The following is a 26,618-nucleotide window of genomic DNA, read 5'->3' as shown; positions in this document are numbered from 1 at the left end:
TTGGCCCTACCACTGTGGTGCTGGGGTGGGGCTGGATCAGCCTTCGACCGTGATGCCCATCGAGCGCGCGGTACCCGAGATGATCTTCTCGGCGGCGTCGATGTCGTTGGCGTTCAGGTCGGGCATCTTGAGCTCGGCGATCTCGCGGACCTGGGCGCGCGTCAGCTTCGCGACCTTGGTCTTGTGCGGCTCGCCGGAGCCCTTCTCGATGCCCGCGCTCTTCAGGATCAGGCGCGCGGCCGGCGGAGTCTTGGTGATGAAGGTGAAGGAACGGTCGTCGTAGACCGTGATCTCCACCGGCACGACCATGCCGCGCTGCGACTCGGTCGCGGCGTTGTAGGCCTTGCAGAACTCCATGATGTTGACGCCGTGCTGACCGAGCGCGGGGCCGACCGGCGGAGCCGGGTTGGCCGCACCGGCCTTGATCTGGAGCTTGATAAGCCCCGTGATCTTCTTCTTCTTGGGAGGCATTGCTCTCTCCGGGTCCTAGTGAGAGTTTTCAGCCGCCAACCGGTCATCCGGATGGAGGCATACCGCACCACGATAACGGGTACAGGTGCGGCGCTAAAAACCGAGCAGGTCAGACCGCCCTTGAGGGGTGGTCTGACCTGTCCGGAAGCTGTGGCTCAGAAGCCCTGGATCACACGCGGTGGATCAGTTCTTCTGGATCTGGTCGAAGCTGAGCTCGACCGGGGTCTCGCGGCCGAAGATCTCGACGAGGCCCTTGACCTTCTTCGAGTCGGGGTTGATCTCGTTGATGGTCGCCTGGAGCGTCGCGAACGGGCCGTCGGTGACGGTGACCGAGTCGCCGACCTCGAAGTCGAGCACCTGGATCTCGCGCTTGACGGAGGGCGCGGGCAGGCCGGCCTCTTCCGCGGCGGCCTTGGCGGCCTTCTCCTGCGCCTCCGGGGCGAGCATCTTGACGATCTCGTCCAGGGTCAGCGGGTACGGGTCGTACGCGTTGCCGACGAAGCCGGTGACACCAGGCGTGTTGCGGACGACGCCCCAGGACTCGTTCGTCAGATCCATGCGGACGAGGACGTAACCGGGCAGCTTGTTCTGCCGGACGTTCTTGCGCTCGCCGTTCTTGATCTGGACGATCTCTTCCTCGGGCACCTCGGCCTGGTAGATGAACTCCTCGACGTTCAGCGAGACGGCGCGCTGCTCCAGGTTGGCCTTCACGCGCTTCTCGTAGCCGGCGTAGGTGTGGATCACGTACCACTCGCCGGGGAGGAGGCGCAGCTCCTCGCGCAGGGCCTGGACGGGGTCGACCGGCTCGGCGGGCTCGGCTTCGGCAGCCTCTTCGGCGGCTTCGTCCGTCTCGGCGGCGGGCTCGGCCGCAGCGTCGGTCTCGGCGCCGGCGTCGGTCTCGGCGGCGGGCTCGGCCGCAGCGTCGGTCTCGGGCTCGGCTTCCGCGTCGGCCTCGGCGATGTCGTCAGCCTCTTCGACCTCGGCGTCGTCCTCGACCTCGGCGTCGATCTCGCCCTCGACATGCAGCGCGGCCACCTCGGCGGCGACACCCGCCTTGGCGTCGGCGTGCTCGGCCTCGTCGGGGTCCACAGCGTCTGCCGCCTCGACGATGTCGAGCTCGTCCTCGACGGACTCGACGGAGTCGTGGCTCACGTTCAGGTTCGGGTCAGACACGGTGGCTGCTTCTTCCTGGATACAAAAGGTGGTGGAACATGCGAAAACGGGCGGCACCCATCAAGGCGCCGCCCTCCGCGGGGATCAGCCGAAGACGAACTTGATGGCTTCCTGGAACCCATAGTCAATCACGGTCACCAGACCGATCATGATGACGACGAAGACAATCACCACGGTGGTGTACGTCGTGAGCTGGTTGCGAGTGGGCCATACAACCTTGCGGAGTTCCGCGACGATCTGGCGGTAGAACAGCGCGAGCCGGCCGAGAGGGCCCTTCTTGCCGCGCTTGCCGCCCTTGCGGGCCTTCTTCTCGCGAGTCTCGTCCTCGGCGTCAGGCATGTCGATGGAGCCCAGGGCGTCCGTCACGTCTCTCACCTGAATCCGGGTCGTGGCCGTACCGCGCCCGGTTGCGCCGCACGGCGTTGCATCGAAGTACGTACCTGCGCACACACATCCGAGAAGGAGTGTGGAGCAGGGCCGGAGGGACTCGAACCCCCAACCGCTGGTTTTGGAGACCAGTGCTCTACCAATTGAGCTACGACCCTTTGTGTTCCCCAACCTACCGCATCCGGATGAGTGCACGGAGTGTGCGCGCTCCGGGGCGGTCGGCGGGGTCCAACGACAGGTGAGTGTACGTGGTCCCGGGGCCGACGTCGAACAGAACCCGACCTGACGTGCTCCGGTCCGGTACCTGAAACGGTGTGCGGCGCCTCTTTGCCGTCTGGGACGATGGCCGGCATGAGCTCTGCAACGCCTTCCTCCGAGCGCCGGGTGTCCGCCCGTATCGGCGCCATCTCCGAGTCCGCCACCCTCGCCGTCGACGCCAAGGCCAAGGCCCTCAAGGCCGCCGGACGCCCGGTGATCGGCTTCGGCGCGGGCGAGCCCGACTTCCCGACTCCGGACTACATCGTCGAGGCGGCGGTCGAGGCCTGCCGCAACCCCAAGTACCACCGCTACACGCCGGCCGGCGGCCTGCCCGAGCTGAAGGCCGCGATCGCCGCGAAGACGCTGCGCGACTCCGGCTACGAGGTGGACCCGTCGCAGATCCTCGTGACCAACGGCGGCAAGCAGGCGATCTACGAGGCCTTCGCCAGCATCCTGGACCCGGGTGACGAGGTCATCGTCCCGGCCCCGTACTGGACCACCTACCCGGAGTCCATCCGTCTCGCCGGCGGTGTGCCGGTCGACGTCGTCGCCGACGAGACCACCGGCTACCGCGTCTCCGTCGAGCAGCTGGAGGCCGCGCGCACCGAGCGCACCAAGGTCGTCCTCTTCGTCTCCCCGTCCAACCCGACCGGGGCCGTCTACAGCGAGGACGACGCCCGCGCGATCGGCGAGTGGGCCGCCTCGCACGGCCTGTGGGTGCTGACGGACGAGATCTACGAGCACCTCGTCTACGGCGACGCGAAGTTCACCTCGCTCCCGGTGCTGGTGCCCGCGCTGGCCGACAAGTGCATCGTGGTCAACGGGGTCGCCAAGACCTACGCGATGACCGGCTGGCGCGTCGGGTGGGTCATCGGCCCGAAGGACGTCGTGAAGGCCGCGACGAACCTGCAGTCGCACGCCACGTCGAACGTCTCCAATGTGGCGCAGGTGGCCGCGCTGGCCGCCGTCTCGGGCAACCTGGACGCGGTCGCGGAGATGCGCAAGGCCTTCGACCGCCGCCGCCAGACCATGGTGAAGATGCTGAACGAGATCGAGGGCGTCTTCTGCCCGACCCCCGAGGGCGCGTTCTACGCGTACCCCTCCGTCAAGGAGCTCATCGGCAAGGAGATCCGCGGCAAGCGTCCGCAGAGCTCGGTCGAGCTCGCCGCCCTGATCCTCGACGAGGTCGAGGTCGCGGTCGTCCCGGGCGAGGCCTTCGGCACCCCGGGCTACCTGCGCCTGTCGTACGCCCTGGGCGACGAGGACCTGGTCGAGGGCGTGTCCCGCATCCAGAAGCTCCTGGCCGAGGCCAAGGCCTGACCCGGCCGGCAGGCCGTTCCCGAGCGGCGTCTCCCCCAGGGGGGACGCCGCTCGGGCGCATCCGGGCCCGGCCGCGCTGGAGGCGGCGGTGCCGGGCGGGATCCGGGAGCCGGACGGCCGCTCCGGGGCCGCTTCCGCGTTCGAGCAAGCCCCCGATCGGGAAAACGCCCTCCCGCTCAGCGCGTGCGTACGGCAGGATCACTGAATGCTGCCCCTCTCCGGTGGACACCCCCCGCACCCCCCGCACGCACGAGACCTCACGCTTCTGCCGAAGGCTCATCTCCACCTGCATTTCACCGGGTCGATGCGCCCGTCGACCCTGCTGGAGCTGGCCGACAAGTACGGCGTGCGCCTGCCCGACGCCCTCACCGCCGCGGAGCCCCCCAAGCTGCGGGCCACCGACGAGCGCGGCTGGTTCCGCTTCCAGCGGCTGTACGACGCCGCCCGGTCCTGCCTGCGGGAGCCCGACGACATCCGGCGCCTCGTGCGCGAGGCCGCGGAGGAGGACGTACGGGACGGCAGCGGCTGGCTGGAGATCCAGGTGGATCCCACCTCCTACGCGCCCCTCCTCGGCGGGATGATCCCGGCGGTCGAGATCATCCTCGACGCGGTGGACGCCGCCTCCCGCGAGACCGGGCTCGGCATGCGCGTCCTCATCGCCGCCAACCGCATGAAGCACCCGCTCGACGCCCGCACCCTGGCCCGCCTCGCCGTGCGCTACGCCGACCGCGGCGTCGTCGGTTTCGGGCTCTCCAACGACGAGCGCCGCGGCATGGCCCGTGATTTCGACCGGGCCTTCGCCATCGCCCGCGACGGCGGCCTGCTCGCGGCCCCGCACGGCGGCGAGCTCACGGGCCCCGCCTCGGTCCGCGACTGCCTCGACGATCTGCACGCCGCCCGCATCGGGCACGGCGTACGGGCGGCCGAGGATCCCCGGCTGCTGAAGCGGCTCGCCGACCGGCAGATCACCTGCGAGGTCTGCCCGGCCTCCAATGTCGCCCTCGGCGTGTACGAGCGCCCCGAGGACGTCCCGCTGCGCACGCTCTTCGAGGCCGGGGTTCCGATGGCCCTGGGTGCGGACGACCCGCTGCTGTTCGGGTCGCGGCTGGCCGCCCAGTACGAGATCGCCCGCCGCCACCATGCCTTCACGGACGCGGAGCTGGCGGAGCTGGCCCGCCAGTCGGTGCGCGGTTCGGCGGCGCCCGACGACGTACAGGCCAAGCTGCTCGCCGGGATCGACCACTGGCTCACCGGGTGAGCGGCGGCGTCCGGGCGGTGCGGGTCAGCGCGTGAGCCTGAGGTCTCCCTCGTAGCAGTCGGCGCGCACCCGGCCACCGTCCGGGAAGCCGATCTCCAGGTGGGTACGGCCCTGCTCGGGCAGCGCGTACTCGGCGACCGAGACGACGGTCTCGCCGAGGTGGCGCAGGAAGGGGTGGTCGCCGAGGTCCTCGCCGACCTCGACGCGGCCCCACTCCCCCAGGTCGTACGGCTCGTGCGGCGCCCCGGACTCGACGATGAGGCACTGGTCGGACCCGGTGGTGATCCGGATGGAGTCGCCGGCGCCGTCGATCAGCCAGACGTCGAGGGGAGCCTCGGAGCGCTCGCCGTCGCTGATGTGCCAGGACGCCACGACTCTGGTGAGCGTGCGCCCCACGAGGCGGGTGGGGTCCGTACCGGCCCCGTGCAGGGGACAGAGCATGGGCGGCCGGGACTCCTCAGATGCTGACGCCGACCGTCACCGGCTCGTTGACCAGGGTGACGCCGAAGGCCGCGTGGACACCCGCGACGACCTCGCGGGCGAGGGCGAGGAGGTCCTCGGTGGTGGCCTCGCCGCGGTTGGTGAGGGCCAGGGTGTGCTTGGTGGAGATGCGCGCGGGGCCGGTGCCGTAGCCCTTGGTGAAACCGGCCTTGTCGATCAGCCAGGCCGCGCTGGTCTTCGTACGGCCGTCGCCGGCGGGGTACGCGGGCGGGGTGGTGCCGGGGCCGAGGCGGTCCTGGACGCGGGCGAGGAAGGCGGCGTACGCCTCGTCGGTCAGGATCGGGTTGTGGAAGAAGGACCCGGCCGACCAGGTGTCGTGGTCGGCGGGGTCGAGGACCATGCCCTTGGCGGCGCGCAGGCGCAGCACGGTCTCGCGGGCGGTGGCGGCCGGGACCCGGTCGCCGGCCTCGACGCCGAGGGCGCGGGCGGTCTCGGGGTACTTGATCGGCGCGGAGAGGCCCCCGGCGTCCTCCAGGGCGAAGCGCACGCGCAGGACGACGTACCGCTCGGGGTGGTGCTTGAAGAGGCTGTCGCGGTACGAGAACGCGCACTCGGCGGCGGTCAGCGTGACGGTCTCACCGTGGGTGCGGTCGTAGGCGACGACCTCGGCGATGGTGTCGCAGACCTCCTGGCCGTACGCCCCGACGTTCTGGATGGGGGTCGCACCGGCGGATCCGGGGATTCCGGCGAGGCATTCGATGCCGGCGAGGCCCGCCTCGACGGTGCGGGTGACGGCGTCGCTCCAGTTTTCGCCGGCGGCGAGTTCCAGGGTGGTGCCGTCGAGGGCGAACCCGGTGGTGGCGATGCGCAGGGCGGTGCCGTCGAAGCCCTTGTCGCCGATGACCAGGTTGCTGCCGCCGCCGATGACCAGGAGCGGGGTGCCGCTCTCGTCCGCGGCGCGGACGGCGGCGACCACCTCGGCGTCGGTGGCCGCCGTGATCAGGCGGGTGGCGGGGCCACCGAGGCGGAAGGTGGTCAGCGGGGCGAGGGGCGCGTCGTGGAGTTCCTGCACGGGGACAAGAGTACGGTCCGTACCCCTCGCATCCCCGCGGGGCCACGGACCGGTCGGCGGGGAAGCCCCGCCCCCGCCCTGCCTCGCGTCACGTCGCGTCGCGTCGCGTCGCGTCGATCACGTCACGTCACGTCGCGTCGGTCACGTCGCGTCGCGTCGCGTCGTCGCCCGAGAGTCAGGCGAGGGCGACCACCGCGCGGGACATGCCGAGGACCTTCTGGCCGGCGCTCATGGCCGTCAGGTCGACCCGTACGCGGTTGTCGTCCAGCTTGGCGGCGACCTTCGCGGTGACCTCGATCAGCCCGCCCCGGTCGTCGTTCGGGACCACGACGGGCTTCGTGAAGCGCACGCCGTACTCGACCACCGCGCCCGGGTCGCCGACCCAGTCGGTGACCACGCGGATCGCCTCGGCCATGGTGAACATGCCGTGTGCGATCACGTCCGGCAGTCCGACCTCCTTGGCGAACTTCTCGTTCCAGTGGATCGGGTTGAAGTCGCCGGAGGCGCCCGCGTAGCGGACGAGCGTGGCGCGCGTCACGGGGAAGGACCCGGCGGGGAGCTCGGTGCCGACCTCGACGTCCGCGTACTTGATCTGCGCTGCCATGTCAGGCCTCCTCGGGGGCGCGGGAGACGAGCTTCGTCCACGCCGTCACGACGTGCTCGCCGGTCTCGTCGTGGACCTCGCCGCGGATGTCGATGATGTCGTTGCCCGCCATCGACTTCACGGCTTCGATGACGGAGGTCACGGAGAGCCGGTCACCGGCGCGGACGGGACGCGAGTACGCGAACTTCTGGTCGCCGTGCACCACGCGGCTGTAGTCCAGCCCCAGCTGCGGATCGTGGACGACCTGGCTCGCCGCCGCGAAAGTGATGGCGAACACAAAAGTCGGCGGTGCGATCACGTCCAGGTGACCGAAAGCCTTGGCGGCTTCGGGATCGGTGTAGGCGGGATTGTCGTCACCCACCGCGACCGCGAATTCGCGGATCTTCTCCCGGCCGACCTCGTACGGATCGGTGGGCGGGTAGCTCCGCCCCACGAAGGACTGGTCGAGCGCCATGACTGACTACCTCCTGTTGAAGCCACTTGAAGCGACGGGAAACACACAAACCCGGATACGACACGAGGCCGCCCCCCAAAAGAAGGGGACGACCTCATGACGGTGCCTGTTAAAACGGGACTCGCTGGGGTCAGCGGGTCTCGCGGTGCGCGGTGTGCGAGTTGCAACGCGGGCAGTGCTTCTTCATCTCAAGACGGTCCGGGTCGTTACGCCGGTTCTTCTTGGTGATGTAGTTCCGCTCCTTGCACTCCACGCAGGCCAGCGTGATCTTCGGGCGGACGTCGGTGGCAGCCACGTGAGTGCTCCTTGACGGAAATTGGGACGGATGAACGCATACAAGAGTAGCCGACCGGGAGACCGACCCCGCAATCGGCTACTGTGTGTAGCGGCGACCGGACTTGAACCGGTGACACAGCGATTATGAGCCGCTTGCTCTACCGACTGAGCTACGCCGCTTTGATGTGATCCGTTCCCCACCCGAGGGCAGGGAACCTCTCTCACCAGAGCCCCAATGCGGAATCGAACCGCAGACCTTCTCCTTACCATGGAGACGCTCTACCGACTGAGCTATTGGGGCGAGCGATGAAGACATTACACGGTCGCCCGCCGATCGCCCAAATCCTTTGCGGGGACCGGGCTCCGAGGGGCTGGGAAGCGATTCTTGATCCGCTCTCCGGCGGCTCCGGGCCTGGTTCTGGGCCGGATTGTGCGCGGACTCACACGGGAGGGCGCCGCTCAGCCGTGCTCACCGGTGGTCGGCGGTGGCTTCAGGTGAGCCGGTGTCGGTGTGGGTGTCGGGTCGGTGCGGGTGTCGGGTCGGTGTCAGTCGGTGTCGGTGTCGGTGTCGGTGTCGGCATCGCTTTCGGGCGGAGGCGGCCGGGGGGACGCGCCGGCGGCGCCCGGACGCGGGGGCGCCGTAGCGCCCGGTACGACTGCCGCACCACACCGGTACGACTATTGCGCTCTTCCGTGAGGCGGGGAGCGCGGCCCCCTAGGCTCTGAGCACGCTGCGTGATCTTGGGCCGCGGCCACGGGCCCAGGAACCGCCCGAGCCCCCGCAGGAGCGCGATGTCCGACAGCCAGCCGCAGCAGCCGTTCCACTCCCCGCGCAGCGGCCCCGGCGATGGCGGCGGCCGGGGGCCGGGCCCGTCCCAAAGCTCGGGCCAAGGGTCGGGCCAGGGGGCGGGATCCGGCCCCAGGTCGGGCCAGCGGCAAGGGCAGGGGCACGGCCAGGGGCACGGCCGGTCGTTCCCGGGCGGGCACGGCGAAGCCGCCGCCTCCGAAGGCACCAGCCTGCTGCTCGCCGGGGCCCGCCTCACCGACGGCCGCACCGTCGACGTCCGCCTCAGCGGCGGCCGGATCCAGGCCGTCGGCACCGCGGGCAGCCTCCCCGCGCCCGCCCACTCCCGGGTCGACCTCAGCGGCTACCTGCTGCTCCCCGCGCCCGCCGAGCCCCACGCCCACGGAGACACCGCCCTGACCGCCGACTGCGAGGGGCCCGTCTCGTACACCCCGGACGAGGTCCAGCGCCGCGCGACCGAAGCGGCCCTGCTCCAGCTCGGCCACGGGGCCACCGCCGTACGCTCGCACGTCCGCATCGGCGACGTGCACGGCCTCGGCCCCCTGGAGGCGGTGCTCCAGGCCCGCCGCTCGCTGCGCGGGCTCACCGACCTCACCGCCGTGGCCGTACCGCGGCTGCTGACCGGGGTGGCGGGTGCGGACGGCTTCGCGATGCTGCGCGACGCGGTCAAGATGGGCGCCTCGGTGATCGGTGGCTGCCCCGACCTCGATCCCGACCCGACGGGTTTCCTCGAAGCCGTCCTGGAGCTGGCCGGCGAGCACGGCTGCCCGGTGGACCTGCACACGGACGGTGACGATCCCGCCCGCCTCTCCCGGCTCGCGGCGATGGCCGGCGGGCTGCGCCCCGGGGTGACCATCGGCCCCTGCGGCGGCCTGTCCCGGCTTCCGCTGGACGTGGCGGGCCGCGCCGCAGACCAGCTGGCCGCCGCCGGCCTGCGGGTGACGTGTCTGCCCCAGGGCGACTGCGCGGCCCTGGAGCGGCGCGGCCTGCGCACGGCTCCCGTACGGCTGCTGCGGGCCTCCGGGGTGCGGGTGGCGGCCGGGAGCGGGGCGCTGCGGGACGCGGGGAACCCGGTCGGGCGCGGTGACCCGCTGGAGGCCGCGTACCTGCTGGCCTCGCAGGGCGGCCTGCGGGCGGCGGAGGCCTACGAGTCGGTCAGCGCCGCCGCCCGGGAGGCCATGGGCCTGCCGGAGGTGCGGGTGGAGGCCGGTTTCCCGGCGGAGCTGCTCGCCGTACGCGGGGACCGGATCGCGGCCGTGCTCTCGCTCGCGTACAGCAGGATCGTGATCCACCGCGGCCGGGTGGTAGCCCGTACGAGTGCCGTCCGCGAGTACTGCGACTCCGCCGTCGCGGTGGCCCTGGACCTTCCCCGGCAGGGCCGTACGGAAGCCGGACCCTGAAGCTTCGCCGGGCGTTCGCCGTCGTTCGCGGGCGTGGCCGCCCGGCTGGACGTACGGTCGGGTCATGCGCATCGTCATCGCGGGTGGACACGGTCGGATCGCGCTGCGGCTGGAGCGACTGCTCGCCGCACGCGGGTACGAGGTCGCGGGCATCATCCGCGACCTGGCACAGGGTGACGACCTCAGGGAGGCGGGCGCCGAACCGGTGCTGTGCGATCTGGAGTCGGCGTCGGTGGAGCACGTGGCGGGGATCCTGCAGGGCGCGGACGCGGCGGTGTTCGCGGCCGGGGCGGGCCCCGGCAGCGGCGTCGAGCGGAAGGAGACCGTGGACCGCGGCGCGGCGGTGCTGTTCGCCGACGCGGCCGAAAGGGCCCGGGTGCGGCGCTTCCTGATGGTCTCTTCGATGGGCGCGGACGCGCGGCGCGAGGGCGACGAGGTCTTCGACGCCTACCTGCGGGCGAAGGGCGAGGCGGATGAGCACCTCCGCACCCGGCTGGGCCTGGAGTGGACGATCCTGCGGCCCGGCTCGCTGCTCGACGACGCCGGTACGGGCCTGGTCCACCTGGAGGCGCACACGGGCGGCGGGGCGGTCCCGCGCGACGACGTGGCGGCGGTCCTGGCCGAGCTGATCGACACCCCGGCGACGGCGGGACTGACCCTGGAACTGGTCTCCGGGTCGACCCCGGTGTCGGTGGCCGTCAAGGACATGGCGGGCAACTGACGCACCGCCATGTCCGTGCGCGCGGTGTGTCAGAACTCGGCGGTCACCTTGTCGTCGGACCGTCCGACCGAATCCTGCTGGTAGCGGTCCTCGTAGGCCTGCCGGATCCGCTCGATGCGAGCACTGCGCTCGCCGGCCTCCTTCTCGGGGTACAGCAGCACGACCTCGTACGAGGTCTCGCGGACGGCCGCGCCGTTCCGCCCGCGCCACTGGCCGTACCCGTCGTGGACGGTCAGCCCCTCCGGGAAGCGGGGCGTGATCTCCCGGTCGAGGAACCGCATGAACTCGCCCTCCCCGATCGGGTCCCGGCCGCCCGGGCGGTCGGTGCCGAAGTACAGCCGGGTCTCCTGGTAGGGCTGCCCCACGTCCGTATGGAGCGCCGCCCCCACCAGAGCCGGAATCCCGGCGCCGAGCAGGGCGAGCAGTACTCCGCCCCCGACCTTCCCTCGCATGTCAGATGTCCATTTCACCCCCGGTGAACGAACAGGAGCGTGCGACGATGCGGCCGATGACCGGCGCATGCGAGAAGACCCCCGCTCACTGCGCTTCCGCAGTTGAACGGGGGTCTCACATCGCGTGGCGGCGCCAGGGTTCGAACCTGGGTAGGCTGAGCCGGCAGATTTACAGTCTGCTCCCTTTGGCCACTCGGGCACACCGCCAAGAGATGTTGCCGTTTTTCCGCCTTGCGGCGGCGCTCCGTGGCAACGACGTAAACGATACCTGATGACCGGGGGTGCTTCACCACCGGATTGATCAGCGCCGCGGGTGGGTGCGGTGGCTAGGCTTTGCCGAACGGGCCGGGGATGTCCGGCCGCGCCCTCCGGGGTGATCGCAACCGACTTCAAGGAGCCACAGCACATGGCCGACTCCAGTTTCGACATCGTCTCGAAGGTCGAGCGGCAGGAGGTCGACAACGCCCTCAACCAGGCCGCCAAGGAGCTCTCGCAGCGCTACGACTTCAAGGGCACCGGCGCCACGATCGCCTGGTCCGGCGAGAAGATCCTGATGGAGGCGAACTCCGAGGAGCGCGTCAAGGCTGTACTGGACGTCTTCGAGACCAAGCTGGTCAAGCGCGGGATCTCGCTGAAGGCGCTGGACGCCGGCGAGCCGCAGCTGTCCGGCAAGGAGTACAAGATCTTCGCCACGATCGAGGAAGGCATCTCCCAGGAGAACGCCAAGAAGGTCGCGAAGATCATCCGGGACGAGGGTCCCAAGGGCGTCAAGGCGCAGGTCCAGGGCGAGGAACTGCGCGTCAGCTCCAAGAGCCGCGATGACCTGCAGACCGTGCAGACGCTCCTCAAGGGCAAGGACCTGGACTTCGCGATCCAGTTCGTGAACTACCGCTGACCCCTCGCCGACCCAGGTCCTCGACCTGACTCCACGCCGGCCCGGCGGTCGCCCCGACCGCCGGGCCGCGGTGTGCACGGGCCCGGTCTCTCTGCCCGGCCTGTTCCGGCTGCTCGGCAGGTGCGGAGGGTGCGGAGGGGGGTGTGTGCGGGGCGTGCCCGACGCGTGCGCCTTCGCGGGCGGGCTGTTGGGGGCGCTGCCGATGACCGCCGTGATCGTGCGCAGCGCCGCCCATGTGGAGGCCGGGGCCCGTACCCGGGGCGGCGCGGGTGCTGCACGGCGGCTGGCTGCTCCTCTTCGCCGCGGCGTTCCCCCGGCTGCTGGAGGTCGTGCCGCTCGCCGCGCTGGCCGGGGTGCTGCTCCACGCGGGCTGGAAGCTGCTGCCGGGCCGGGCGGTGGCCGCCCTGTGGCGGACCCACCGGGGCGAGGCCGTGGTGCTGGTGGCCACGGCCTGCGCGATCGCGGTCACCAGCCTCTTCGGGGGCGCGCTGATCGGACTGTGCCTGGCCGTCGCCAAGGCGGCCTGGGAAACCTCCACGTGCACGTCGAGGAGGCGTGGGAGGGCGATGAGCTGTGTGTCCGCGTCCTGGGCAACGCCACCTTCCTGTGGCTGCCCAAGCTGCTGGACGCGCTGGACGCGCTGCCTCACGGGAAACCGGTACGGCTCGGTCCGGGCGGGCTGCGCCACCTCGACCACGCCTGCCTGACCGCCCTTGAGGGCTGGCAGCGCAAGGGCACGCCGCTCCCCGGCCGCGAGGGCGTCGCCTCTAGGCCTTGCTTCTGCCGGTGGTCCCGCTTCGACGACACGGCTTGCTCACCCGGGTGTCATCCGGCTCGGCTACCCTCCCGCCCGTGGAACACGAGCTCAAGCGCACCCTGGGGGTCCGCGACGCGGTCGTCGTCGGGCTCGGCGCGATGGTCGGCGCCGGTATCTTCGCCGCTCTCGCCCCGGCCGCGCGCGCGGCGGGCGGCGCCCTCCTCGCGGCCCTCGCACTGGCGGCCCTCGTGGCCTACTGCAATGCGCACTCCTCGGCGCGGCTCGCCGCCCGGTACCCGGCCTCCGGCGGCACCTACGTCTACGGGCGCGAGCGGCTCGGGCCCTTCTGGGGGTACCTGGCCGGCTGGGGATTCGTGATCGGCAAGACGGCCTCCTGCGCGGCGATGGCGCTCACCGTCGGCGCGTACGTCTGGCCCGGGCAGCAGCATGCGGTGGCCGTCGCGGCGGTGGTGGCGCTGACCGCCGCGAGCTACGGCGGCGTGCAGAAGTCCGCTGGGCTGGCCCGGCTGATCGTGGCGGCGGTACTGGCCGTGCTGGCCGGGGTCGTCATCGTGTGCCTCTTCTCCGAAGTGGCCCGGCCCGGGCGGCTGGGAGGCGCGGACTGGGCGGTCCTCGGGGTCTTGCAGGGGGCGGGGCTGCTGTTCTTCGCCTTCGCCGGCTACGCCCGGATCACCACCCTGGGCGAGGAGGTGCGCGACCCGGAACGGACGATCCCGCGCGCGGTGCCGCTCGCGCTCGGGATCGCCTTGCTGGTGTACGCCGCCGTGGCCGTGGCGGCGCTGTCGGTGCTCGGCGCCGAGGGGCTGGCGCGGTCGCCGGCCCCGCTGGCCGACGCGGTACGGGCCGCCGGCCGGCCCGAACTGGCCCCGGTGGTCCGGGTTGGCGCGGCGCTGGCCGCGCTGGGATCGCTGCTCGCCCTGGTCCTCGGGGTCTCGCGGACCACCCTGGCGATGGCGCGGGACGGCCACTTCCCCCGCGCGCTGGCCGCCGTACACCCCCGGCGTCGGGTGCCGCACCATGCGGAGCTGGCAGTGGGTGCGGTCGTGGCGGTGCTCGCGGCCACCGCCGATCTGCGGGGCGCGATCGGTTTCTCGTCCTTCGGAGTGCTGGTCTACTACGCGATCGCGAACGCTTCCGCGTGGACGCTCGATTCACATGTCAAGGGGCGGGCCGTGGCAGCGGTCGGGCTGGCCGGCTGTGTGGTGCTGGTCTGCGCGCTGCCCTTCGTGTCGGCGGTGGCGGGGGCGGCGGTACTGGCACTGGGCGCGCTGGCCTATGTGGTCCGGCGGCGGATCAGAGCCGGGATCTGAACTCGGTCCACTGGGTCATCTCCAGCTCTTCCTCCTCTCCGAAGCCGGATTCCTCGCAGAACCATGCGGTGCCGTCGAGCCAGCCGCGCAGCCAGTCGGCAAGGCTCGGGGTGTCGACGTACCAGGCGAGGTCGGGCTCCCCCGGATTGGGGTCGAACAGCAGCACCCGGGCCGTTTCCGAGCGGCAGTCCACGCATGCGTACATGCCGCACCCGAAGTCGGCTATCGGCAGCACGCCCTCGGGCCAGCGCCAGCCGGAACCCCGCTGGGCCTCGTAGGCCCCCACGGCCTGATCCAGCGACAGCAGCCCGTACTGCGGTCCGCAGCCGCCGTCCGCGACGCGGGTGTAGAGACCGGCGAGCAGGGGCGGCAGGGCGAAGCCGAGTATGTGCGCGGAGCGGGTGAGGTCCCCGGTGCCCAGGGGCGCCGGCAGGGACTTTCCGTGCCCCTGCGCGGCCTGGCGCACGCGGTCCGCGACTTGCTCCAGCAACTGCTCGGTCTCGTCCATGCATTCATGGTGGACGACCCCACTGACAATCGCCCTGACCTGCGCGAACCGGTCGAGCCGCGCGCTTACCGAGAGGCGAACGGGGCGTCGGTCGGGACGATTTCGCGGCCGAGCGGGAGCAGGGAGAGCGGGACCATCTTGAAGTTGGCGATGCCGAAGGGGATGCCGATGATCGTGACGCAGAGGGCGATGCCGGTGACGATGTGGCTGAGCGCCAGCCACCAGCCCGCCAGGACCAGCCACAGGACGTTGCCGACGCAGGATGCCGCGCCCGCGTCGCGCCGTTCGACCGCGGTGTAGCCGAAGGGCCAGAGCGCGTAGACCGCGATGCGGAACGCGGCGATGCCGAAGGGGATGCCGATGATGGTGATGCAGAGCAGCACCCCGGCGAGGCAGTAGCCGAGGAACAGCCAGATGCCGCTCAGTACGAGCCAGATGACATTCAGGATTGTCTTCACTGCGGGCGTCCTGCCATCTGTTCGAGCCGGGCGATGCGCTCGGCCATCGGGGGGTGGGTCGAGAACATCTTGGAAAGTCCCTCGCCCGGACGGAATGGGTTGGCGATCATCATATGGCTCGCTGTCTCCAGTCGCGGTTCGGCGGGCAGCGGGAGCTGCTTGGTGCCCGCTTCGAGCTTGCGCAGTGCGCTGGCCAGGGCGAGCGGGTCCCCCGTGAGCTGGGCCCCGGACGCGTCGGCCTCGTACTCGCGCGAGCGGCTGATGGCGAGCTGGATCACGGACGCGGCCAGCGGGCCCAGGATCATGATCAGGAGCATGCCGAAGAGGCCCGGTCCCTCGTCGTCGTCCGAGCGGCCGACCGGTATGAGCCAGGCGAAGTTCACCAGGAACATGATCACCGAGGCCAGGGCGCCGGCGACCGACGAGATCAGGATGTCGCGGTTGTAGACGTGGCTCAGCTCGTGGCCGATCACTCCGCGCAGCTCCCGCGCGTCGAGGATGCGCAGGATGCCCTCGGTGCAGCAGACCGCGGCGTTGCGCGGATTGCGGCCGGTGGCGAAGGCGTTGGGCGCGTCGGTCGGCGAGATGTAGAGGCGGGGCATGGGCTGGCGGGCTGACGTGGACAGTTCGCGCACCATCCGGTAGAGGCCGGGGGCCTCGAACTCGCTCACTGGGCGGGCGCGCATCGCGCGTAGAGCCAGCTTGTCGCTGTTCCAGTACGCGTACGCGTTCGTCCCCAGGGCGATGACGACGGCGACGATCAGGCCGCCCCGCCCGAAGAGGCTTCCGATGACGATGATCAGTGCGGACAGCCCGCCGAGGAGTACGGCGGTCTTGAGCCCGTTGTGCCGGCGGTGCACGGTACGCCCTCCTAGTGGTGCGGCAGGGGAGCCCCGTCGAGGGATCTGAGGGTCTACGGTCCAGTGGACCCTTCCTTCCTGGTCAACGCGAGGTGAGGGCGTCAGGTTCCCGGGGCACGGCGGGGCCGCCGCCCCGCCGTCGGGGGCGGCGGGGCGGCGGCGGGCGTTACTGCGTACGGGTGATGACGTACGGGACGGGGCGTACGGGACCGGGAGACGGCGTACGGCTACTGCGGGAAGAGGCTGCCCGCCGCGACGCGCAGGATCAGCTGCGGGGCGCCCGAGAGGACCAGCGCGACCACCGCGGTGAGCCCGATGGTGGCCGTGACCGGCCAGGGTGCCTTCGCCGGGGGCACCGCGCCCTCGGCGCCCTCCGGCGTACGGAAGAGCAGCGCCGTCCACCGCAGGTAGTAGTACAGGGCGACGACCACGTTGATCGCCATGATCACGGCCAGCCAGCCCAGGCCCGCGTCGACGGCGGACCGGAAGACGATGACCTTGGCGAAGAGCCCGATGAGGCCGGGCGGCAGGCCCGCCAGGCAGAGCAGGAAGAAGGCCATCGAGAGCGCGGCGAGCGGGCGTTCGGCGTAGAGGCCCCGGTAGTCGCTGATCCGGTGGAGCGGCTTCGTACGGGCGACCAGCGCGGCGACGGCGAAGGCGCCCAGGTTCACGGCGGCGTACATGAGGGCGTAGGCGAGGGTGGAGCCGATCTGGTCGCGCTCGGAGTACGCGGCCGCCGCGATCGGGACCAGCAGGTAGCCGGCCTGGCCGACGGAGGACCAGGCGAGCAGCCGTACGGCGCTGTTGGCGCGGTCGGCGGACTGGCGCAGCGCCGCCGCGTTGCCCAGCGTCATGGTGAGCGCGGCCAGGACGGCGAGGGCCGGGCCCCAGACCTCGGAGTACGCGGGGAAGGCGATCACCGTGACGAGGATCAGGCCCGTGAAGCCGACGGCCTTGCCGATCACCGAGAGGTAGCCGGCGATGGGCAGGGGCGCGCCGACGTAGGTGTCGGGGACCCAGAAGTGGAAGGGGACGGCCGCGGTCTTGAAGGCGAAGCCGACGAGGGTGAGCGCGACGCTGGCCACGGCCAGGGTGTCGAGCTGCCCGGGCACGTTTTCGAGGCGCTCGGCGACCTGGGTGAGGTGCAGGGTGCCGGTGGCGGCGTAGACGAAGCTGACGCCCAGGAGGGAGACGGCGGTGGCGGTGACGGAGGAGAGGAAGAACTTGAGGGCGGCCTCGGAGGAGAGCCGGTCGCCGCGGCGCATGCCGACGAGGGCGAAGGCGGGCAGCGAGGCGACTTCGAGGGCGACGATCAGGGTGGCGAGGTCGCGGGAGGCGGGCAGCAGGGCCGCGCCGGCGGCGGAGGACAGCAGCAGGAACCAGTACTCGCCGGCCGGCAGGCGGGTCTCGCGGACGGCGGTCACCGACAGCAGCGCGGTGACCAACGCGCCGGTCAGGACCAGGAATTGGACGACGAGGGTGAAGTGGTCGGCGGTGTAACTGCAGGCCGTCGCGTCGCCGGTGAGGCAGAAGGTGCTGCGGTCGCCGGCGCGCAGCGGCAGCAGGGTGGCCGTCGCGGCGGCCAGACCGGCGACGGAGATCCAGCCGAGGAGCGGCTTGCGGCGCTCCGGTACGAAGAGGTCGGCGACCAGGACGACCAGGGCGACGGCGGCGGTGATGACCACGGGTGCGATGGCCAGCCAGTCGACGGACTGGATCAGGCTCGCGGCGGCCGGTTCGGCGGCGGCACCGGTCGCGGTGGCGGTTCCCAGGGCGGTTCCGAGGGTGGTCAGGGCCGTCATGAGGTGCCTCCTGCGAGGAGCTTCTGAACGGCCGGATCGGTGAGGCCGAGGAGGGCCGCGGGCCACAGGCCGGCGAGGACGGTGAGGGCGGCGAGCGGGGTCCAGGCGGCGAACTCGTAGCGCTGGACGTCCGGGAGGGCGGCCGGGGCGGCGCTCTCGGCCTTCGGGTCGCCCATGCAGACGCGCCGGACGACGATCAGGAGGTAGGCGGCGGTGAGCAGGGTGCCGAACGCGCCGACCGCCATGTAGGTGAGGAAGGCGGGCCGGGACAGGCCCTCCGCCGGGTCGAAGGCGCCGAACAGGGCCAGCATCTCGCCCCAGAAGCCGGCCAGCCCGGGCAGGCCGAGGGAGGCGACGGCGGCGAAGGCGAGGAGCGCGCCGAGGCGGGGGGCGCGGCCGTAGAGGGCGGCTCCGGTGGCCCCGGCGAGGGTGTCGAGGTCGGCGGTTCCGTAACGGTCCTTGAGGGCGCCGACCAGGAAGAAGAGGAGGCCGGTGATCAGCCCGTGGGCGATGTTGGCGAAGAGCGCGCCGTTGACGCCGGTGGGGGTCATGCTCGCGATGCCGAGGAGTACGAAGCCCATGTGGCCGACCGAGGAGTAGGCGATGAGGCGCTTGAGGTCGCCCTTGTTCCCCTTGCGGGCCAGCGCGAGGCAGGCGAGGGATCCGTAGACGATGCCGACGGCGGCGAAGGCGCCCAGGTAGGGGGCGAAGGTGTGCATGCCGTCGGGGGTGATGGGGAGCAGGATGCGGACGAACCCGTACGTGCCCATCTTGAGCAGGACGCCGGCCAGCAGGACGGAGCCGACGGTGGGGGCGGCGGTGTGGGCGTCCGGCAGCCAGCTGTGCAGCGGCCACATCGGGGTCTTCACGGCGAGGCCGATGCCGATGGCCACAACGGCCAGGAGCTGGGTGGTACGGGTCAGTCCTGAGCCGTTGTCAGTGGCGAGTGCCACCATGTCGAAAGTGCCGCTGTTCAGTCCGATCAGCAGCAGACCGAGCAGCATGACGACGGAGCCGAGGAGGGTGAAGAGGATGAACTTCCAGGCGGCGGCCTGCCGCTGAGCACCGCCCCAGCGGGCGATGAGGAAGTACATCGGGATGAGGACCATCTCGAAGGCGAGGAAGAAGAGCAGCAGGTCGAGGACGGCGAAGGTCGCGAGGGTGCCGGACTCCAGGACGAGGAGCAGTGCGACGAAGGCCTTCGGGGAGGGGCCGTCGGGCAGCTTGAAGTAGCTGTAGAGCGCGCAGAGGAAGAACAGCAGCGCGGTCATCAGGAGGAGGGGGAGCGAGATGCCGTCGACGCCGAGGTGGATCCGGACGTTCAGCGCCTGGATCCAGCTGATGTCCGTCGTCGCCTGGAAGCGGGCGGGGGCGTTGTGGTCGAAGCCGAGCGTGAGGGCGATCGCGGCGGCAAGGATCACACCGGTGACGGTCACGCCGTGGCGCAGGACGGCCTGTTCGGGGCCGCGCCCCTTGAGGCCGGGCGGGGCCGGCAGCAGGGCCGCGAGGGCGCCGAGGAGCGGCGCGGCGACGATGAACGCCAGAAGGAACTGCATCACGGACGGGCTGATATCAATCACGGCTGACTCACGGCTCACGATCCGGCGTTGACGTTGGCGAGGACGGCGGTGGCGATCGTCAGGACCACGGCGCCGGCGAGCAGGGCGCTCAGGTAGCTCTGCACGTTGCCGGTCTGGGCACGGCGTACGAGGCTGCCGAGCAGCCGGGGGCCGGTGCCCGCGCCACGGACGTAGGTGTCCACCACCTCGCGGTCGAGGAAGCGCACCAGGCTCGCGGCGGCCCGGACGGGGCGGACGAAGAGCCGGTCGTAGACGGCGTCGAGGTGGAAGCCGTCGGCGGCGTGGCGGTGGAGCGGGCCGAGGAGGGCCTTGCCGGGGTCGGCGACGGGGGCGGCGGAGGCCGTGTAGCCCGTGACGGGGACGGCGGCGGCCGCTCCCTGCGGGGCGACCTCGTCGACCTCGGGGGCCTGTGCGGCGGAATGGACGGCCGCGGCTGAGGCCGCGTACGCGGTGACCGTGGCGGGAGCGGCGGCGGCCCGGGCGGCAGGGCGCTGCCACAGGGCGTAGGTGAGCATCGCGCCGATGACCGCGGCGCCCGTTCCGAGGACCGAGGTGGTCACGGAGGGAGTGAGTTCCACGCCGTCGAACCAGTCGGCGAGGGGGCCCGCCGCGAGGCCGAAGCCGAGCGACGGGATCGCGAGCAGCCACAGGACGCCGGTCATGGCGACGGGCTCCTTGGCGTGGGCGGGGGCGTGGTCGGCGGCGGGTGCGTAGTCGGGTACGGGGCCGTGGTCCGGGGCGGCGGCGCCCCGGCCGCGGAAGGCCATCAGCCACAGCCGGGTGGCGTAGGCGGCGGTGAGCAGGGCGGTCAGTACGCCGGCGACCAGCACCACCCAGCCGGCGGCCGCGGGAGCGAGCCCCGCGTCGCCGGTGACGGTGTGTTCGGCGGCGACGAGGACGGCTTCCTTGGAGAAGAAGCCGGCGAAGGGCGGGATCGCGGCGAGCGCGAGCAGGGCGATGGTCATCGTCCAGAAGGCGTCCGGGATGCGCTTGGACAGGCCGTCCATGCGGGACATGGCGGCCAGGGAGTTCGTACCGGCGGCGTGGATGATCACGCCCGCGCCGAGGAACAGCAGCGCCTTGAAGGCGCCGTGGGACAGGAGGTGGAAGACGGCGGCGCCGCGGTCGGCGACGGCCAGGGCGCCGGTCATGTAGCCGAGCTGACCGACCGTGGAGTAGGCGAGCACCCGCTTGATGTCGTCCTGGGCCAGGGCGGCGAGGGCGGAGCCGATCATCGTGACGGCAGCCATGACGGCCATGACCAGCAGCGCGGCGCGGGAGGCCGCGAAGACGGGGAGGAGGCGGGCGATGAAGTAGACACCGGCGGCGACCATCGTCGCGGCGTGGATCAGCGCGGAGACCGGGGTGGGGCCCGCCATGGCGTCCGGGAGCCAGGTGTGCAGCGGGAACTGCGCGGACTTGCCCGCGACGCCGGCGAGCAGGAGCAGGGCGATCAGCGTCGGGTGGTCGAGCCCGCCGGCGGCGACGGTGCCCAGGATGTTCGTGATCCGGAAGGAGCCCGCGTCGGCGGCGAGGGCGAACAGGCCGATCAGGAAGGGGACGTCGCCGAGCTTGGTGACGAGGAAGGCCTTCAGGGAGGCGGACCGGGCGGCCTCTGTCTCCCAGTAGTGGCCGACCAGGAAGTACGAGCAGATGCCCATGATCTCCCAGCCGACCAGCAGCACCATCAGGTCGCCGGAGTAGACGACGAGCAGCATGGCGGAGGTGAACAAGGAGATCAGCGCGGCGTACGAGGGGTAGCGCGGGTCCTCGCGGAGGTAGGCCGTCGAGTAGAGCTGCACGCAGGTGGCGACGACCCCGACCAGGACGGCGACGAGCACGGCGAAGCCGTCCAGGTGGAGCGAGAGCTCGATCGGCACCGAGCCGGTCGGGGTCAGCTCGGTGGCGGTGTCGATCGCCTTGCCGCCGCCGTGGCGGACGGCGACGAGCACGGCCAGTACGGCGGCGGCGAGCGTCGGCAGGAGGGCGAGCGGCCGCACGAAGCCGGGGGCGGTGCGGCCGAACAGCAGTCCTGCCACCGCTCCGAGGAAGGGAAGGAGGGGGACGAGGACGGCGAGGGTCGGGGTGGTCACGCGGCGACCTCGCTCTGCGTATGCGGCGTGCTCGACGTACCGGATGCACCGGATGTGCTCGCCGTAGGGGAGGGGGGTTCGTGGCCCTCGGCGGTGTCACGCAGCCGGTCGACGTCCGATGTGCCTCGGTTGCGGTACACCATCAGCACGATCGCGAGGCCGATGCCGATCTCGGCGGCGGCGATGGCGATGGTGAAGAGGGTGAGGGCCTGGCCGGCGTGCAGGGCGTCGCGCAGCCATACGTCGAAGGCCACCAGGTTGAGGTTGACGGCGTTGAGCATCAGCTCGACGGACATCAGCACCAGGATGGCGTTGCGGCGGGCGAGGACTCCGTACAGGCCCGTGCAGAACAGGAGCGCCGCCAGCACGGCGGGGTAGGCGAGGTGCATCAGCGCTGACCCTTCTCGCCGCCGGCGTCGGCGGGGGCGTCGGCCGGGGCCGTCGGGGCGGGGGTGGCCGCGTCGGCCACGGCGGCCGGGTGGTCAGCCGCGTCGTTCTTGCGGGACAGCACGATGGCACCGATCAGGGCGGCGAGGAGGAGGACGGAGAGCGCCTCGAAGGGCAGGACCCAGTGCTGGAAGAGGATCTCACCGGAGACCTTGGTGGAGCCCTGGGCGGGGCCGTCGAGATCGATCCAGGTGGTGCGGAAGGCGTCGACGACGACCCAGACGAGCGCGACGGCGGCGGTGACCGCGACGCCGAGGGCCACCCAGCGGTTACCGGAGTCGGCGTCCGGGGAGCGGCCGATGGGGGCCTTGGTCAGCATCAGTCCGAAGAGGAGGAGGACGATCACGGAACCGAGGTAGATCAGGACCTGGACCCAGGCGACGAACTCGGCGGTCAGCAGCAGGTACTCGACGGCGATGCCGCCGAGCGCGACGACCAGCCAGAGGGCGGCGTGCACGAGCTGCTTGGTGGTGACCGTGACGACGGCCGCGCCGAGGGTGGCGATGCCGACGAGTACGAAAGCGATCTCGACGCCGGTCGGGGAGAGGAAGCCGGGCCCGTTGGCGGCGGCGGCTGCCAGGGTGGCGGCGGGGGTCACGCGTCTCCCTCCGGGGTCGTGGTGGTCGGCGGCTGCGTCTCGGCGGCGGACGCCGCAGCCGCGGCGGCTTCGGCGGCAGCGGCGGCTTCGGCCTTCTCCACCGCCTTGCGGGCGGCGGCGATTTCCTTGGGCTCCTCGGCGGCCGGGTCCAGCGCGGGCGGGGCCGGCACCGTCCACATCCACTCCCGGAGCTTGTCGCGCTCGTGGGTCAGCTCGTGGATGTCGGTCTCGGCGTACTCGAACTCCGGCGACCAGAAGAGGGCGTCGAAGGGGCACACCTCGATGCAGATGCCGCAGTACATGCAGAGGGAGAAGTCGATGGCGAAGCGGTCCAGGACGTTGCGGCTGCGCTCGCGGCCACCCGGTGCGGCGGCCGGGACCGTCTCCTTGTGGGAGTCGATGTAGATGCACCAGTCGGGGCACTCACGGGCGCACAGCATGCAGACCGTGCAGTTCTCCTCGAACAGGCCGATGACCCCGCGGCTGCGGGGCGGGAGCTGGGGCTGGACCTCGGGGTACTGGGCGGTGTGCGAACGCTTCGTCATCGTGCGCAGCGTGACCGCCAGGCCCTTGGCGAGGCCGGATCCGGGGATGGGCATCAGCTGATCGCCACCTTCACGATGCCGGTGAGCGCGATCTGGGCGAGCGCGAGGGGGATGAGTACGGTCCAGGCGAGTTTCTGGAGCTGGTCCTCGCGCAGCCGGGGGTAGCTCACGCGGAGCCAGATCACGAGGAAGGCGAGGACCGCGGTCTTGAGCAGGGTCCACACCCAGCCGAGGCCTTCGGCGCCGAGCGGTCCCTGCCAGCCGCCGAGGAAGAGCACGGTGGTGAGGCCGCACAGGACGACGATGCCGGCGTACTCGGCGAGCAGGAACAGCGCGAAGCGCAGCCCTGTGTACTCGGTGTACGCGCCGAAGATGATCTCGGAGTCGGCGACGGGCATGTCGAAGGGGGGCCGCTGGAGTTCGGCGAGGCCGGCGGTGAAGAAGACCAGCGCGCCGACGATCTGCCAGGGCAGCCACCACCACTCGAAGGCGGCGACGATGCCGGGGAGGGAGACCGTCCCGGCGGCCATCGCGACGGAGGCGGCGGCGAGCAGCATGGGCAGCTCGTACGCGAGCAGCTGGGCGGCGGTGCGCAGGCCGCCGAGCAGCGAGAACTTGTTGGCGGAGGCCCAGCCGGCCATCAGCGAGCCGAGGACTCCGACGCCCATGACGGCGAGTACGAAGAACACTCCGGCGTCGACGACCTGCCCGACGGCGCCTTCGCCCGGGCCGATGGGGATGGCCACGAGGACGAGGAGGTACGGGAGCAGGGCGACGGCGGGGGCGAGCTGGAAGATCCGTCGGTCGGCGTTGGCCGGGACGATGTCTTCCTTCTGCGCGAATTTCACGCCGTCGGCGACGAGCTGGGCCCAGCCGTGGAAGCCGCCGGCGTACATGGGGCCGAGGCGGCCCTGCATGTGGGCCATCACCTTGTGCTCGGTCTGCCCGATGACGAGCGGGAGCACGAGGAAGACGGCGAAGACGACGATCAGCCGCAGGGCGACGTCGAGGACGTCGTTCACGCGTCGCCTCCGTGGTCGGGGGTGGGCCGGTCGCCTGCGACGGGCTCGGCAGGGGGGGTGGGTGGCGTGGCCGCCGGGTCGTCACCTGCGGCGGGCTGGGCCGTCGAGGTCCGTGGCGCAGCCGTCGGCCGGTCGCCTGCGGCGGGCTCGGATGCCGGTGTGCGGGGCGTGGCTGCCGCCCCGTTGCCCGCGGCCGGCTCGGACGTTGGGGCGTCGTCTGCCGTGGCGTCGTCTGCCGTGGCGTCGTCTGCCGTGGCGTCGTCTGCCGTGGGGTCGGGGGCCGTGGGGTCGGGGGCCGACGTGGCCGTCGGCTCGTCCGAGGCCTCCGGGGTCGGGCTCGCGGGGGTTCGGCCGGTAGGGGTGGTGCGGCCGGGCTGCGGTTCCTCGAAGGCGGGCTTCGGGTCGTGCCAAGGGGCGTCCGGGCTGCGCCGGGTGGCCTCCGGCCCGGGTGCGGGGGCCGACTGGCTCGCGGAGCCGTCGCCCGCCGCGCGGGTACGGCGCGCAGGCTGCGCCGGGGCCTCGGCCTCCGGGGCGGATTCCGTCACCGGGGGTACTGCCGACGCGTCCGGCGCCGCCGGGGTGCCCGCCGCGGCACCGGCGGTTTCATCCGGGCTGCCGGACGCGGTCTGGCTCGCGGAGCCGTCCGCCACCGAGCGGGTACGGCGCGCAGGACGCGCCGGGGCCTCGGCCTCCGGGGCGGGAGCCGTCGGCGGGGCGTCCGTCGTGGGGCGGGTGCGGCGGGGCGGAGCCTCGGTCGCCGGGGTCTCCGTAGTCGGGGACTGGGTGGCCGGGGACTGGGTGGCCGAGCCTTCGGTGACCGAGCGGGTGCGGCGGGGCGGGGTGCCCTCGCGGGGGGTGCGGGCGGCCGCACCGGTGGCGCCCGCCGCACGGGGGGTGCGTGCCGGGCGGGCGGGCGCCGGGGGGAGCTGGCCCTTCATCGGGCCCCAGTCGTTGGGGTCCGGGACGCCGGGCGGGAGCATCTGCCGGCGCTTCGGGGCGTCGGGGTCCGCGGCCTCGCCCGGCTCCTTCGCGCCCGGCCAGGCCTTGGCGACCCGCGCGGCCAGGACGAAGTCCTTGCGCAGCGGGTGGCCCTCGAAGTTCTCCGGCAGGAGGAGCGGGACGAGGTGCGGGTGGTCCGTGAAGACCACGCCGAACATCTCGAACGTCTCCCGCTCGTGCCATTCCGCGCCCGCGTAGACGGCGACCGCCGACGGCAGCGAGGGCGCGGAGTGCGGGACCGTCGTACGCAGCAGCAGGCGGCGTACGCGGTGGGGCTCCAGCGAGACGACGTGCGCGCAGATCCGGAAGCCGGCGCCCGGCTCGTCGACCGCGCTCAGCCAGTCGAAGTACGTGCAGCCCAGCTTGTCCCGGGCGATTTCGAGCGAGGAGATCCAGCTGCCGACGGGCACATCCACCGTGAGGACGTCGTACGAGAGCTCGGCGACGGCCTCGGCGCCGAAGACCTCCGGCGCCGCGTCGGGGAGGGAGTCGTAGAGGTTCACGCGCCGGCCCCCGGCGCGGGTGCGGACGGGGCCGTGACCGGCGTCGGGGCCCCGGCGGGGGGCGTGACGAGGCCGCTGGTGAGCTGCGAGACGGACGGGCCCGTCGTGTAGCGGTCGGCCAGCGATTCCCGGGCGATCTTCTCCTGGAGCTTGAGGATGCCCTGGAGCAGCGCCTCCGGCCGCGGCGGGCAGCCGGGGACGTAGACGTCGACCGGGATGATCTGGTCCACGCCCTTGGTCACCGCGTACGAGTCCCAGTACGGCCCGCCGCAGTTGGAGCAGGCACCGAAGGAGATGACGTACTTCGGCTCCGGCATCTGCTCGTACAGGCGCCTCACGGCCGGGGCCATCTTGTCCGTGACCGTGCCCGAGACGATCATCAGGTCGGCCTGGCGGGGGCCGGGCGCGAAGGGGATGACGCCGAGCCGGATGAAGTCGTGCCGGGCCATGGAGGCGGCGATGAACTCGATCGCGCAGCAGGCGAGGCCGAAGTTGAAGACCCACAGGCTGTAGCGGCGGCCCCAGTTGAGGACCACCTTCATCGGTTCCGGGGCCAGCCGGGAGAGCACTCCCAGGCGCCTGGGCTCGGGGAGCAGCTCGGCCTGGGCGGGCGCCGCGGCGGGAGCCCCAGCGGGTGTCGCAGCGGGTGTCACGGCCGGTGTCACGTCCATTCGAGGACGCCCTTCTTGTACGCATAGAGCAGGCCGACGGCCAGGAAGCCCAGGAAGATGAACATCTCCACCAGGGTCGTGGCGCCGTAACCGGCGGCGGCGAAGACCGTCGCCCACGGGAACAGGAAGATCGAGTCGACGGCGAAGATGACGTAGAGGAAGGCGTAGACGTAGTAGCGGACCTGGGTGTGGGCCCAGCCCTCGCCCACCGGGTCCACGCCGCATTCGTAGGTCAGCAGCTTCTCGGGGCTCGGGACCGCCGGCCGCAGCAGGCGCCCGGCTCCGAAGGCCACGGCCACGAAGAGCACGCCCAGTACGGCCAGCAGACCGACGACCGAATAACTCTGGAAGTAGTCCGCCGCGAGCACGGTTGCGGTCGATACCGTTGGGTCGGGCACGTCCGTTCCTCGCTTCTCGGCCACCGTCGAAAATCTGGTATGTACGGGAGTCTAGGCCC

At 71.8% G+C, this 26,618-nt stretch carries 27 protein-coding genes, 4 tRNA genes and 2 pseudogenes; 7 read left to right on the top strand and 26 right to left on the bottom strand.

What is annotated here, in order from left to right:
- Positions 1-36: 36 nt before the first annotated feature.
- The 4 genes from rplK to ACWDX7_RS00495 all read right to left on the bottom strand — a co-directional run bounded on the left by rplK (position 37) and on the right by ACWDX7_RS00495 (position 2,189).
- The gene (gene rplK, locus ACWDX7_RS00510) at positions 37-471 is read right to left on the bottom strand and encodes a 50S ribosomal protein L11 (protein ID WP_355410195.1); all 435 of its coding nucleotides are present in this window, start codon (positions 469-471) and stop codon (positions 37-39) included.
- A gap of 183 nt (positions 472-654) precedes the next feature.
- Entirely contained in the window at positions 655-1,644 is a 990-nt protein-coding gene (gene nusG / locus ACWDX7_RS00505; RefSeq protein WP_451488981.1) for a transcription termination/antitermination protein NusG, read from the bottom strand.
- Positions 1,645-1,728: 84 nt separating this feature from the next.
- Positions 1,729-2,010 carry a preprotein translocase subunit SecE gene (gene secE, locus ACWDX7_RS00500; RefSeq protein WP_030825982.1) on the bottom strand — a complete coding sequence of 94 codons (282 nt, stop codon included), beginning with the start codon at positions 2,008-2,010 and terminating at the stop codon, positions 1,729-1,731.
- A gap of 106 nt (positions 2,011-2,116) precedes the next feature.
- A tRNA-Trp gene (locus ACWDX7_RS00495) sits at positions 2,117-2,189 on the bottom strand.
- Between the two features lie 193 nt (positions 2,190-2,382).
- Between ACWDX7_RS00495 and ACWDX7_RS00490 the strand changes: the two genes are divergently transcribed.
- A complete protein-coding gene (locus tag ACWDX7_RS00490; protein WP_451488982.1) occupies positions 2,383-3,609 on the top strand; it encodes a pyridoxal phosphate-dependent aminotransferase in 1,227 nt (408 codons plus the stop codon).
- Positions 3,610-3,814: 205 nt separating this feature from the next.
- Positions 3,815-4,867, top strand: a complete 1,053-nt coding sequence (locus tag ACWDX7_RS00485) for an adenosine deaminase (protein WP_451488983.1) — start codon at positions 3,815-3,817, stop codon at positions 4,865-4,867.
- Between the two features lie 24 nt (positions 4,868-4,891).
- Here the strand turns inward: ACWDX7_RS00485 and ACWDX7_RS00480 are convergent, their stop codons facing one another.
- The 7 genes and pseudogenes from ACWDX7_RS00480 to ACWDX7_RS00450 all read right to left on the bottom strand — a co-directional run bounded on the left by ACWDX7_RS00480 (position 4,892) and on the right by ACWDX7_RS00450 (position 8,015).
- Complete coding sequence (locus ACWDX7_RS00480) at positions 4,892-5,308, bottom strand: hypothetical protein (RefSeq protein WP_451488984.1); 417 nt, start codon at positions 5,306-5,308, stop codon at positions 4,892-4,894.
- Between the two features lie 16 nt (positions 5,309-5,324).
- Positions 5,325-6,398, bottom strand: a pseudogene (locus ACWDX7_RS00475) (UDP-N-acetylmuramate dehydrogenase); the annotation flags it as partial.
- A gap of 157 nt (positions 6,399-6,555) precedes the next feature.
- Positions 6,556-6,984, bottom strand: a complete 429-nt coding sequence (locus ACWDX7_RS00470) for a MaoC family dehydratase (protein WP_451488985.1) — start codon at positions 6,982-6,984, stop codon at positions 6,556-6,558.
- A gap of 1 nt (position 6,985) precedes the next feature.
- The gene (locus ACWDX7_RS00465; protein ID WP_451488986.1) at positions 6,986-7,438 is read right to left on the bottom strand and encodes an FAS1-like dehydratase domain-containing protein; all 453 of its coding nucleotides are present in this window, start codon (positions 7,436-7,438) and stop codon (positions 6,986-6,988) included.
- A 130-nt stretch (positions 7,439-7,568) separates the two neighbouring features.
- A complete protein-coding gene (rpmG, locus tag ACWDX7_RS00460) occupies positions 7,569-7,733 on the bottom strand; it encodes a 50S ribosomal protein L33 (RefSeq protein ID WP_006604855.1) in 165 nt (54 codons plus the stop codon).
- Positions 7,734-7,821: 88 nt separating this feature from the next.
- Positions 7,822-7,894, bottom strand: a tRNA-Met gene (locus ACWDX7_RS00455).
- A 48-nt stretch (positions 7,895-7,942) separates the two neighbouring features.
- Positions 7,943-8,015, bottom strand: a tRNA-Thr gene (locus tag ACWDX7_RS00450).
- Between the two features lie 491 nt (positions 8,016-8,506).
- Between ACWDX7_RS00450 and ACWDX7_RS00445 the strand changes: the two genes are divergently transcribed.
- A complete protein-coding gene (locus ACWDX7_RS00445; RefSeq protein ID WP_451488987.1) occupies positions 8,507-9,919 on the top strand; it encodes an amidohydrolase family protein in 1,413 nt (470 codons plus the stop codon).
- Positions 9,920-9,983: 64 nt separating this feature from the next.
- A complete protein-coding gene (locus tag ACWDX7_RS00440; RefSeq protein ID WP_451488988.1) occupies positions 9,984-10,640 on the top strand; it encodes an SDR family oxidoreductase in 657 nt (218 codons plus the stop codon).
- Positions 10,641-10,669: 29 nt separating this feature from the next.
- On the opposite strand, the gene ACWDX7_RS00435 is transcribed toward ACWDX7_RS00440, so the two are convergent.
- Both ACWDX7_RS00435 and ACWDX7_RS00430 read right to left on the bottom strand, forming a co-directional pair.
- Positions 10,670-11,092: a DUF3574 domain-containing protein gene (locus ACWDX7_RS00435; protein ID WP_451488989.1), complete on the bottom strand. Its 423-nt coding sequence runs from the start codon at positions 11,090-11,092 to the stop codon at positions 10,670-10,672.
- A gap of 125 nt (positions 11,093-11,217) precedes the next feature.
- Positions 11,218-11,299: transfer RNA gene (locus tag ACWDX7_RS00430), tRNA-Tyr, on the bottom strand.
- Positions 11,300-11,498: 199 nt separating this feature from the next.
- On the opposite strand from ACWDX7_RS00430, the gene ACWDX7_RS00425 reads away from it, so the two are divergent.
- The 3 genes and pseudogenes from ACWDX7_RS00425 (at position 11,499) to ACWDX7_RS00415 (ending at position 14,075) form a co-directional block, all read left to right on the top strand.
- Positions 11,499-11,987 (top strand): YajQ family cyclic di-GMP-binding protein, encoded by a 489-nt coding sequence (locus ACWDX7_RS00425; protein ID WP_451488990.1) that lies wholly within the window; start codon positions 11,499-11,501, stop codon positions 11,985-11,987.
- A 181-nt stretch (positions 11,988-12,168) separates the two neighbouring features.
- Positions 12,169-12,720 (top strand): annotated as a pseudogene (locus ACWDX7_RS00420) (SulP family inorganic anion transporter); the annotation flags it as partial.
- A 119-nt stretch (positions 12,721-12,839) separates the two neighbouring features.
- Positions 12,840-14,075 carry an APC family permease gene (locus ACWDX7_RS00415; protein ID WP_451488991.1) on the top strand — a complete coding sequence of 412 codons (1,236 nt, stop codon included), beginning with the start codon at positions 12,840-12,842 and terminating at the stop codon, positions 14,073-14,075.
- Here the strand turns inward: ACWDX7_RS00415 and ACWDX7_RS00410 are convergent.
- The 13 genes from ACWDX7_RS00410 to ACWDX7_RS00350 form a co-directional block, all read right to left on the bottom strand.
- Positions 14,059-14,583 carry an SMI1/KNR4 family protein gene (locus tag ACWDX7_RS00410; RefSeq protein ID WP_451488992.1) on the bottom strand — a complete coding sequence of 175 codons (525 nt, stop codon included), beginning with the start codon at positions 14,581-14,583 and terminating at the stop codon, positions 14,059-14,061. The genes ACWDX7_RS00415 and ACWDX7_RS00410 overlap by 17 nt on opposite strands.
- A gap of 65 nt (positions 14,584-14,648) precedes the next feature.
- Positions 14,649-15,041 (bottom strand): YccF domain-containing protein, encoded by a 393-nt coding sequence (locus ACWDX7_RS00405; RefSeq protein ID WP_451488993.1) that lies wholly within the window; start codon positions 15,039-15,041, stop codon positions 14,649-14,651.
- Positions 15,038-15,901 (bottom strand): zinc metalloprotease HtpX, encoded by an 864-nt coding sequence (gene htpX, locus ACWDX7_RS00400; protein ID WP_451488994.1) that lies wholly within the window; start codon positions 15,899-15,901, stop codon positions 15,038-15,040. The genes ACWDX7_RS00405 and htpX overlap by 4 nt, the downstream gene beginning before the upstream one ends.
- A gap of 227 nt (positions 15,902-16,128) precedes the next feature.
- Positions 16,129-17,703, bottom strand: coding sequence for an NADH-quinone oxidoreductase subunit N (locus ACWDX7_RS00395; RefSeq protein WP_451488995.1), 1,575 nt, complete (start codon positions 17,701-17,703; stop codon positions 16,129-16,131).
- The gene (locus ACWDX7_RS00390) at positions 17,700-19,259 is read right to left on the bottom strand and encodes a complex I subunit 4 family protein (RefSeq protein ID WP_451489151.1); all 1,560 of its coding nucleotides are present in this window, start codon (positions 19,257-19,259) and stop codon (positions 17,700-17,702) included. Before ACWDX7_RS00390 ends, ACWDX7_RS00395 begins: the two co-directional genes overlap by 4 nt.
- A gap of 38 nt (positions 19,260-19,297) precedes the next feature.
- Positions 19,298-21,376: an NADH-quinone oxidoreductase subunit 5 family protein gene (locus tag ACWDX7_RS00385; RefSeq protein WP_451488996.1), complete on the bottom strand. Its 2,079-nt coding sequence runs from the start codon at positions 21,374-21,376 to the stop codon at positions 19,298-19,300.
- Positions 21,373-21,765 carry an NADH-quinone oxidoreductase subunit NuoK gene (gene nuoK, locus ACWDX7_RS00380; RefSeq protein ID WP_451488997.1) on the bottom strand — a complete coding sequence of 131 codons (393 nt, stop codon included), beginning with the start codon at positions 21,763-21,765 and terminating at the stop codon, positions 21,373-21,375. Before nuoK ends, ACWDX7_RS00385 begins: the two co-directional genes overlap by 4 nt.
- Entirely contained in the window at positions 21,765-22,421 is a 657-nt protein-coding gene (locus ACWDX7_RS00375; protein WP_451488998.1) for an NADH-quinone oxidoreductase subunit J family protein, read from the bottom strand. Before ACWDX7_RS00375 ends, nuoK begins: the two co-directional genes overlap by 1 nt.
- Positions 22,418-23,023 carry a NuoI/complex I 23 kDa subunit family protein gene (locus ACWDX7_RS00370; protein WP_451489152.1) on the bottom strand — a complete coding sequence of 202 codons (606 nt, stop codon included), beginning with the start codon at positions 23,021-23,023 and terminating at the stop codon, positions 22,418-22,420. Before ACWDX7_RS00370 ends, ACWDX7_RS00375 begins: the two co-directional genes overlap by 4 nt.
- Positions 23,020-23,988, bottom strand: a complete 969-nt coding sequence (locus ACWDX7_RS00365; RefSeq protein ID WP_451488999.1) for a complex I subunit 1/NuoH family protein — start codon at positions 23,986-23,988, stop codon at positions 23,020-23,022. Before ACWDX7_RS00365 ends, ACWDX7_RS00370 begins: the two co-directional genes overlap by 4 nt.
- Positions 23,985-25,490, bottom strand: a complete 1,506-nt coding sequence (locus ACWDX7_RS00360; protein ID WP_451489000.1) for an NADH-quinone oxidoreductase subunit C — start codon at positions 25,488-25,490, stop codon at positions 23,985-23,987. The genes ACWDX7_RS00365 and ACWDX7_RS00360 overlap by 4 nt, the downstream gene beginning before the upstream one ends.
- Entirely contained in the window at positions 25,487-26,161 is a 675-nt protein-coding gene (locus ACWDX7_RS00355) for an NADH-quinone oxidoreductase subunit B (RefSeq protein ID WP_451489001.1), read from the bottom strand. The genes ACWDX7_RS00360 and ACWDX7_RS00355 overlap by 4 nt, the downstream gene beginning before the upstream one ends.
- Positions 26,152-26,559, bottom strand: a complete 408-nt coding sequence (locus ACWDX7_RS00350; protein WP_451489002.1) for an NADH-quinone oxidoreductase subunit A — start codon at positions 26,557-26,559, stop codon at positions 26,152-26,154. The genes ACWDX7_RS00355 and ACWDX7_RS00350 overlap by 10 nt, the downstream gene beginning before the upstream one ends.
- Positions 26,560-26,618: the final 59 nt, after the last annotated feature.

It is taken from the genome of Streptomyces sp. NPDC003034 (genome assembly GCF_053591375.1).
The sequence above is the reverse complement of the archived record's forward strand: the minus strand, read 5'-3'. Positions and strand labels throughout refer to the sequence as shown.

What these genes read in the sequence shown, in the direction of transcription:
- ACWDX7_RS00480 (WP_451488984.1), bottom strand. Translation starts at nt 5,308, where the DNA reads ATGCTCTGTCCCCTGCACGGGGCCGGTACGGACCCCACCCGCCTCGTG.
- ACWDX7_RS00425 (WP_451488990.1), top strand. Translation starts at nt 11,499, where the DNA reads ATGGCCGACTCCAGTTTCGACATCGTCTCGAAGGTCGAGCGGCAGGAG.
- ACWDX7_RS00465 (WP_451488986.1), bottom strand. Translation starts at nt 7,438, where the DNA reads ATGGCGCTCGACCAGTCCTTCGTGGGGCGGAGCTACCCGCCCACCGAT.
- ACWDX7_RS00395 (WP_451488995.1), bottom strand. Translation starts at nt 17,703, where the DNA reads ATGACGGCCCTGACCACCCTCGGAACCGCCCTGGGAACCGCCACCGCG.
- ACWDX7_RS00355 (WP_451489001.1), bottom strand. Translation starts at nt 26,161, where the DNA reads ATGGACGTGACACCGGCCGTGACACCCGCTGCGACACCCGCTGGGGCT.
- ACWDX7_RS00470 (WP_451488985.1), bottom strand. Translation starts at nt 6,984, where the DNA reads ATGGCAGCGCAGATCAAGTACGCGGACGTCGAGGTCGGCACCGAGCTC.
- ACWDX7_RS00390 (WP_451489151.1), bottom strand. Translation starts at nt 19,259, where the DNA reads ATGCAGTTCCTTCTGGCGTTCATCGTCGCCGCGCCGCTCCTCGGCGCC.
- ACWDX7_RS00440 (WP_451488988.1), top strand. Translation starts at nt 9,984, where the DNA reads ATGCGCATCGTCATCGCGGGTGGACACGGTCGGATCGCGCTGCGGCTG.
- rplK (WP_355410195.1), bottom strand. Translation starts at nt 471, where the DNA reads ATGCCTCCCAAGAAGAAGAAGATCACGGGGCTTATCAAGCTCCAGATC.
- ACWDX7_RS00435 (WP_451488989.1), bottom strand. Translation starts at nt 11,092, where the DNA reads ATGCGAGGGAAGGTCGGGGGCGGAGTACTGCTCGCCCTGCTCGGCGCC.
- ACWDX7_RS00485 (WP_451488983.1), top strand. Translation starts at nt 3,815, where the DNA reads ATGCTGCCCCTCTCCGGTGGACACCCCCCGCACCCCCCGCACGCACGA.
- ACWDX7_RS00490 (WP_451488982.1), top strand. Translation starts at nt 2,383, where the DNA reads ATGAGCTCTGCAACGCCTTCCTCCGAGCGCCGGGTGTCCGCCCGTATC.
- ACWDX7_RS00445 (WP_451488987.1), top strand. Translation starts at nt 8,507, where the DNA reads ATGTCCGACAGCCAGCCGCAGCAGCCGTTCCACTCCCCGCGCAGCGGC.
- ACWDX7_RS00410 (WP_451488992.1), bottom strand. Translation starts at nt 14,583, where the DNA reads ATGGACGAGACCGAGCAGTTGCTGGAGCAAGTCGCGGACCGCGTGCGC.
- nuoK (WP_451488997.1), bottom strand. Translation starts at nt 21,765, where the DNA reads ATGCACCTCGCCTACCCCGCCGTGCTGGCGGCGCTCCTGTTCTGCACG.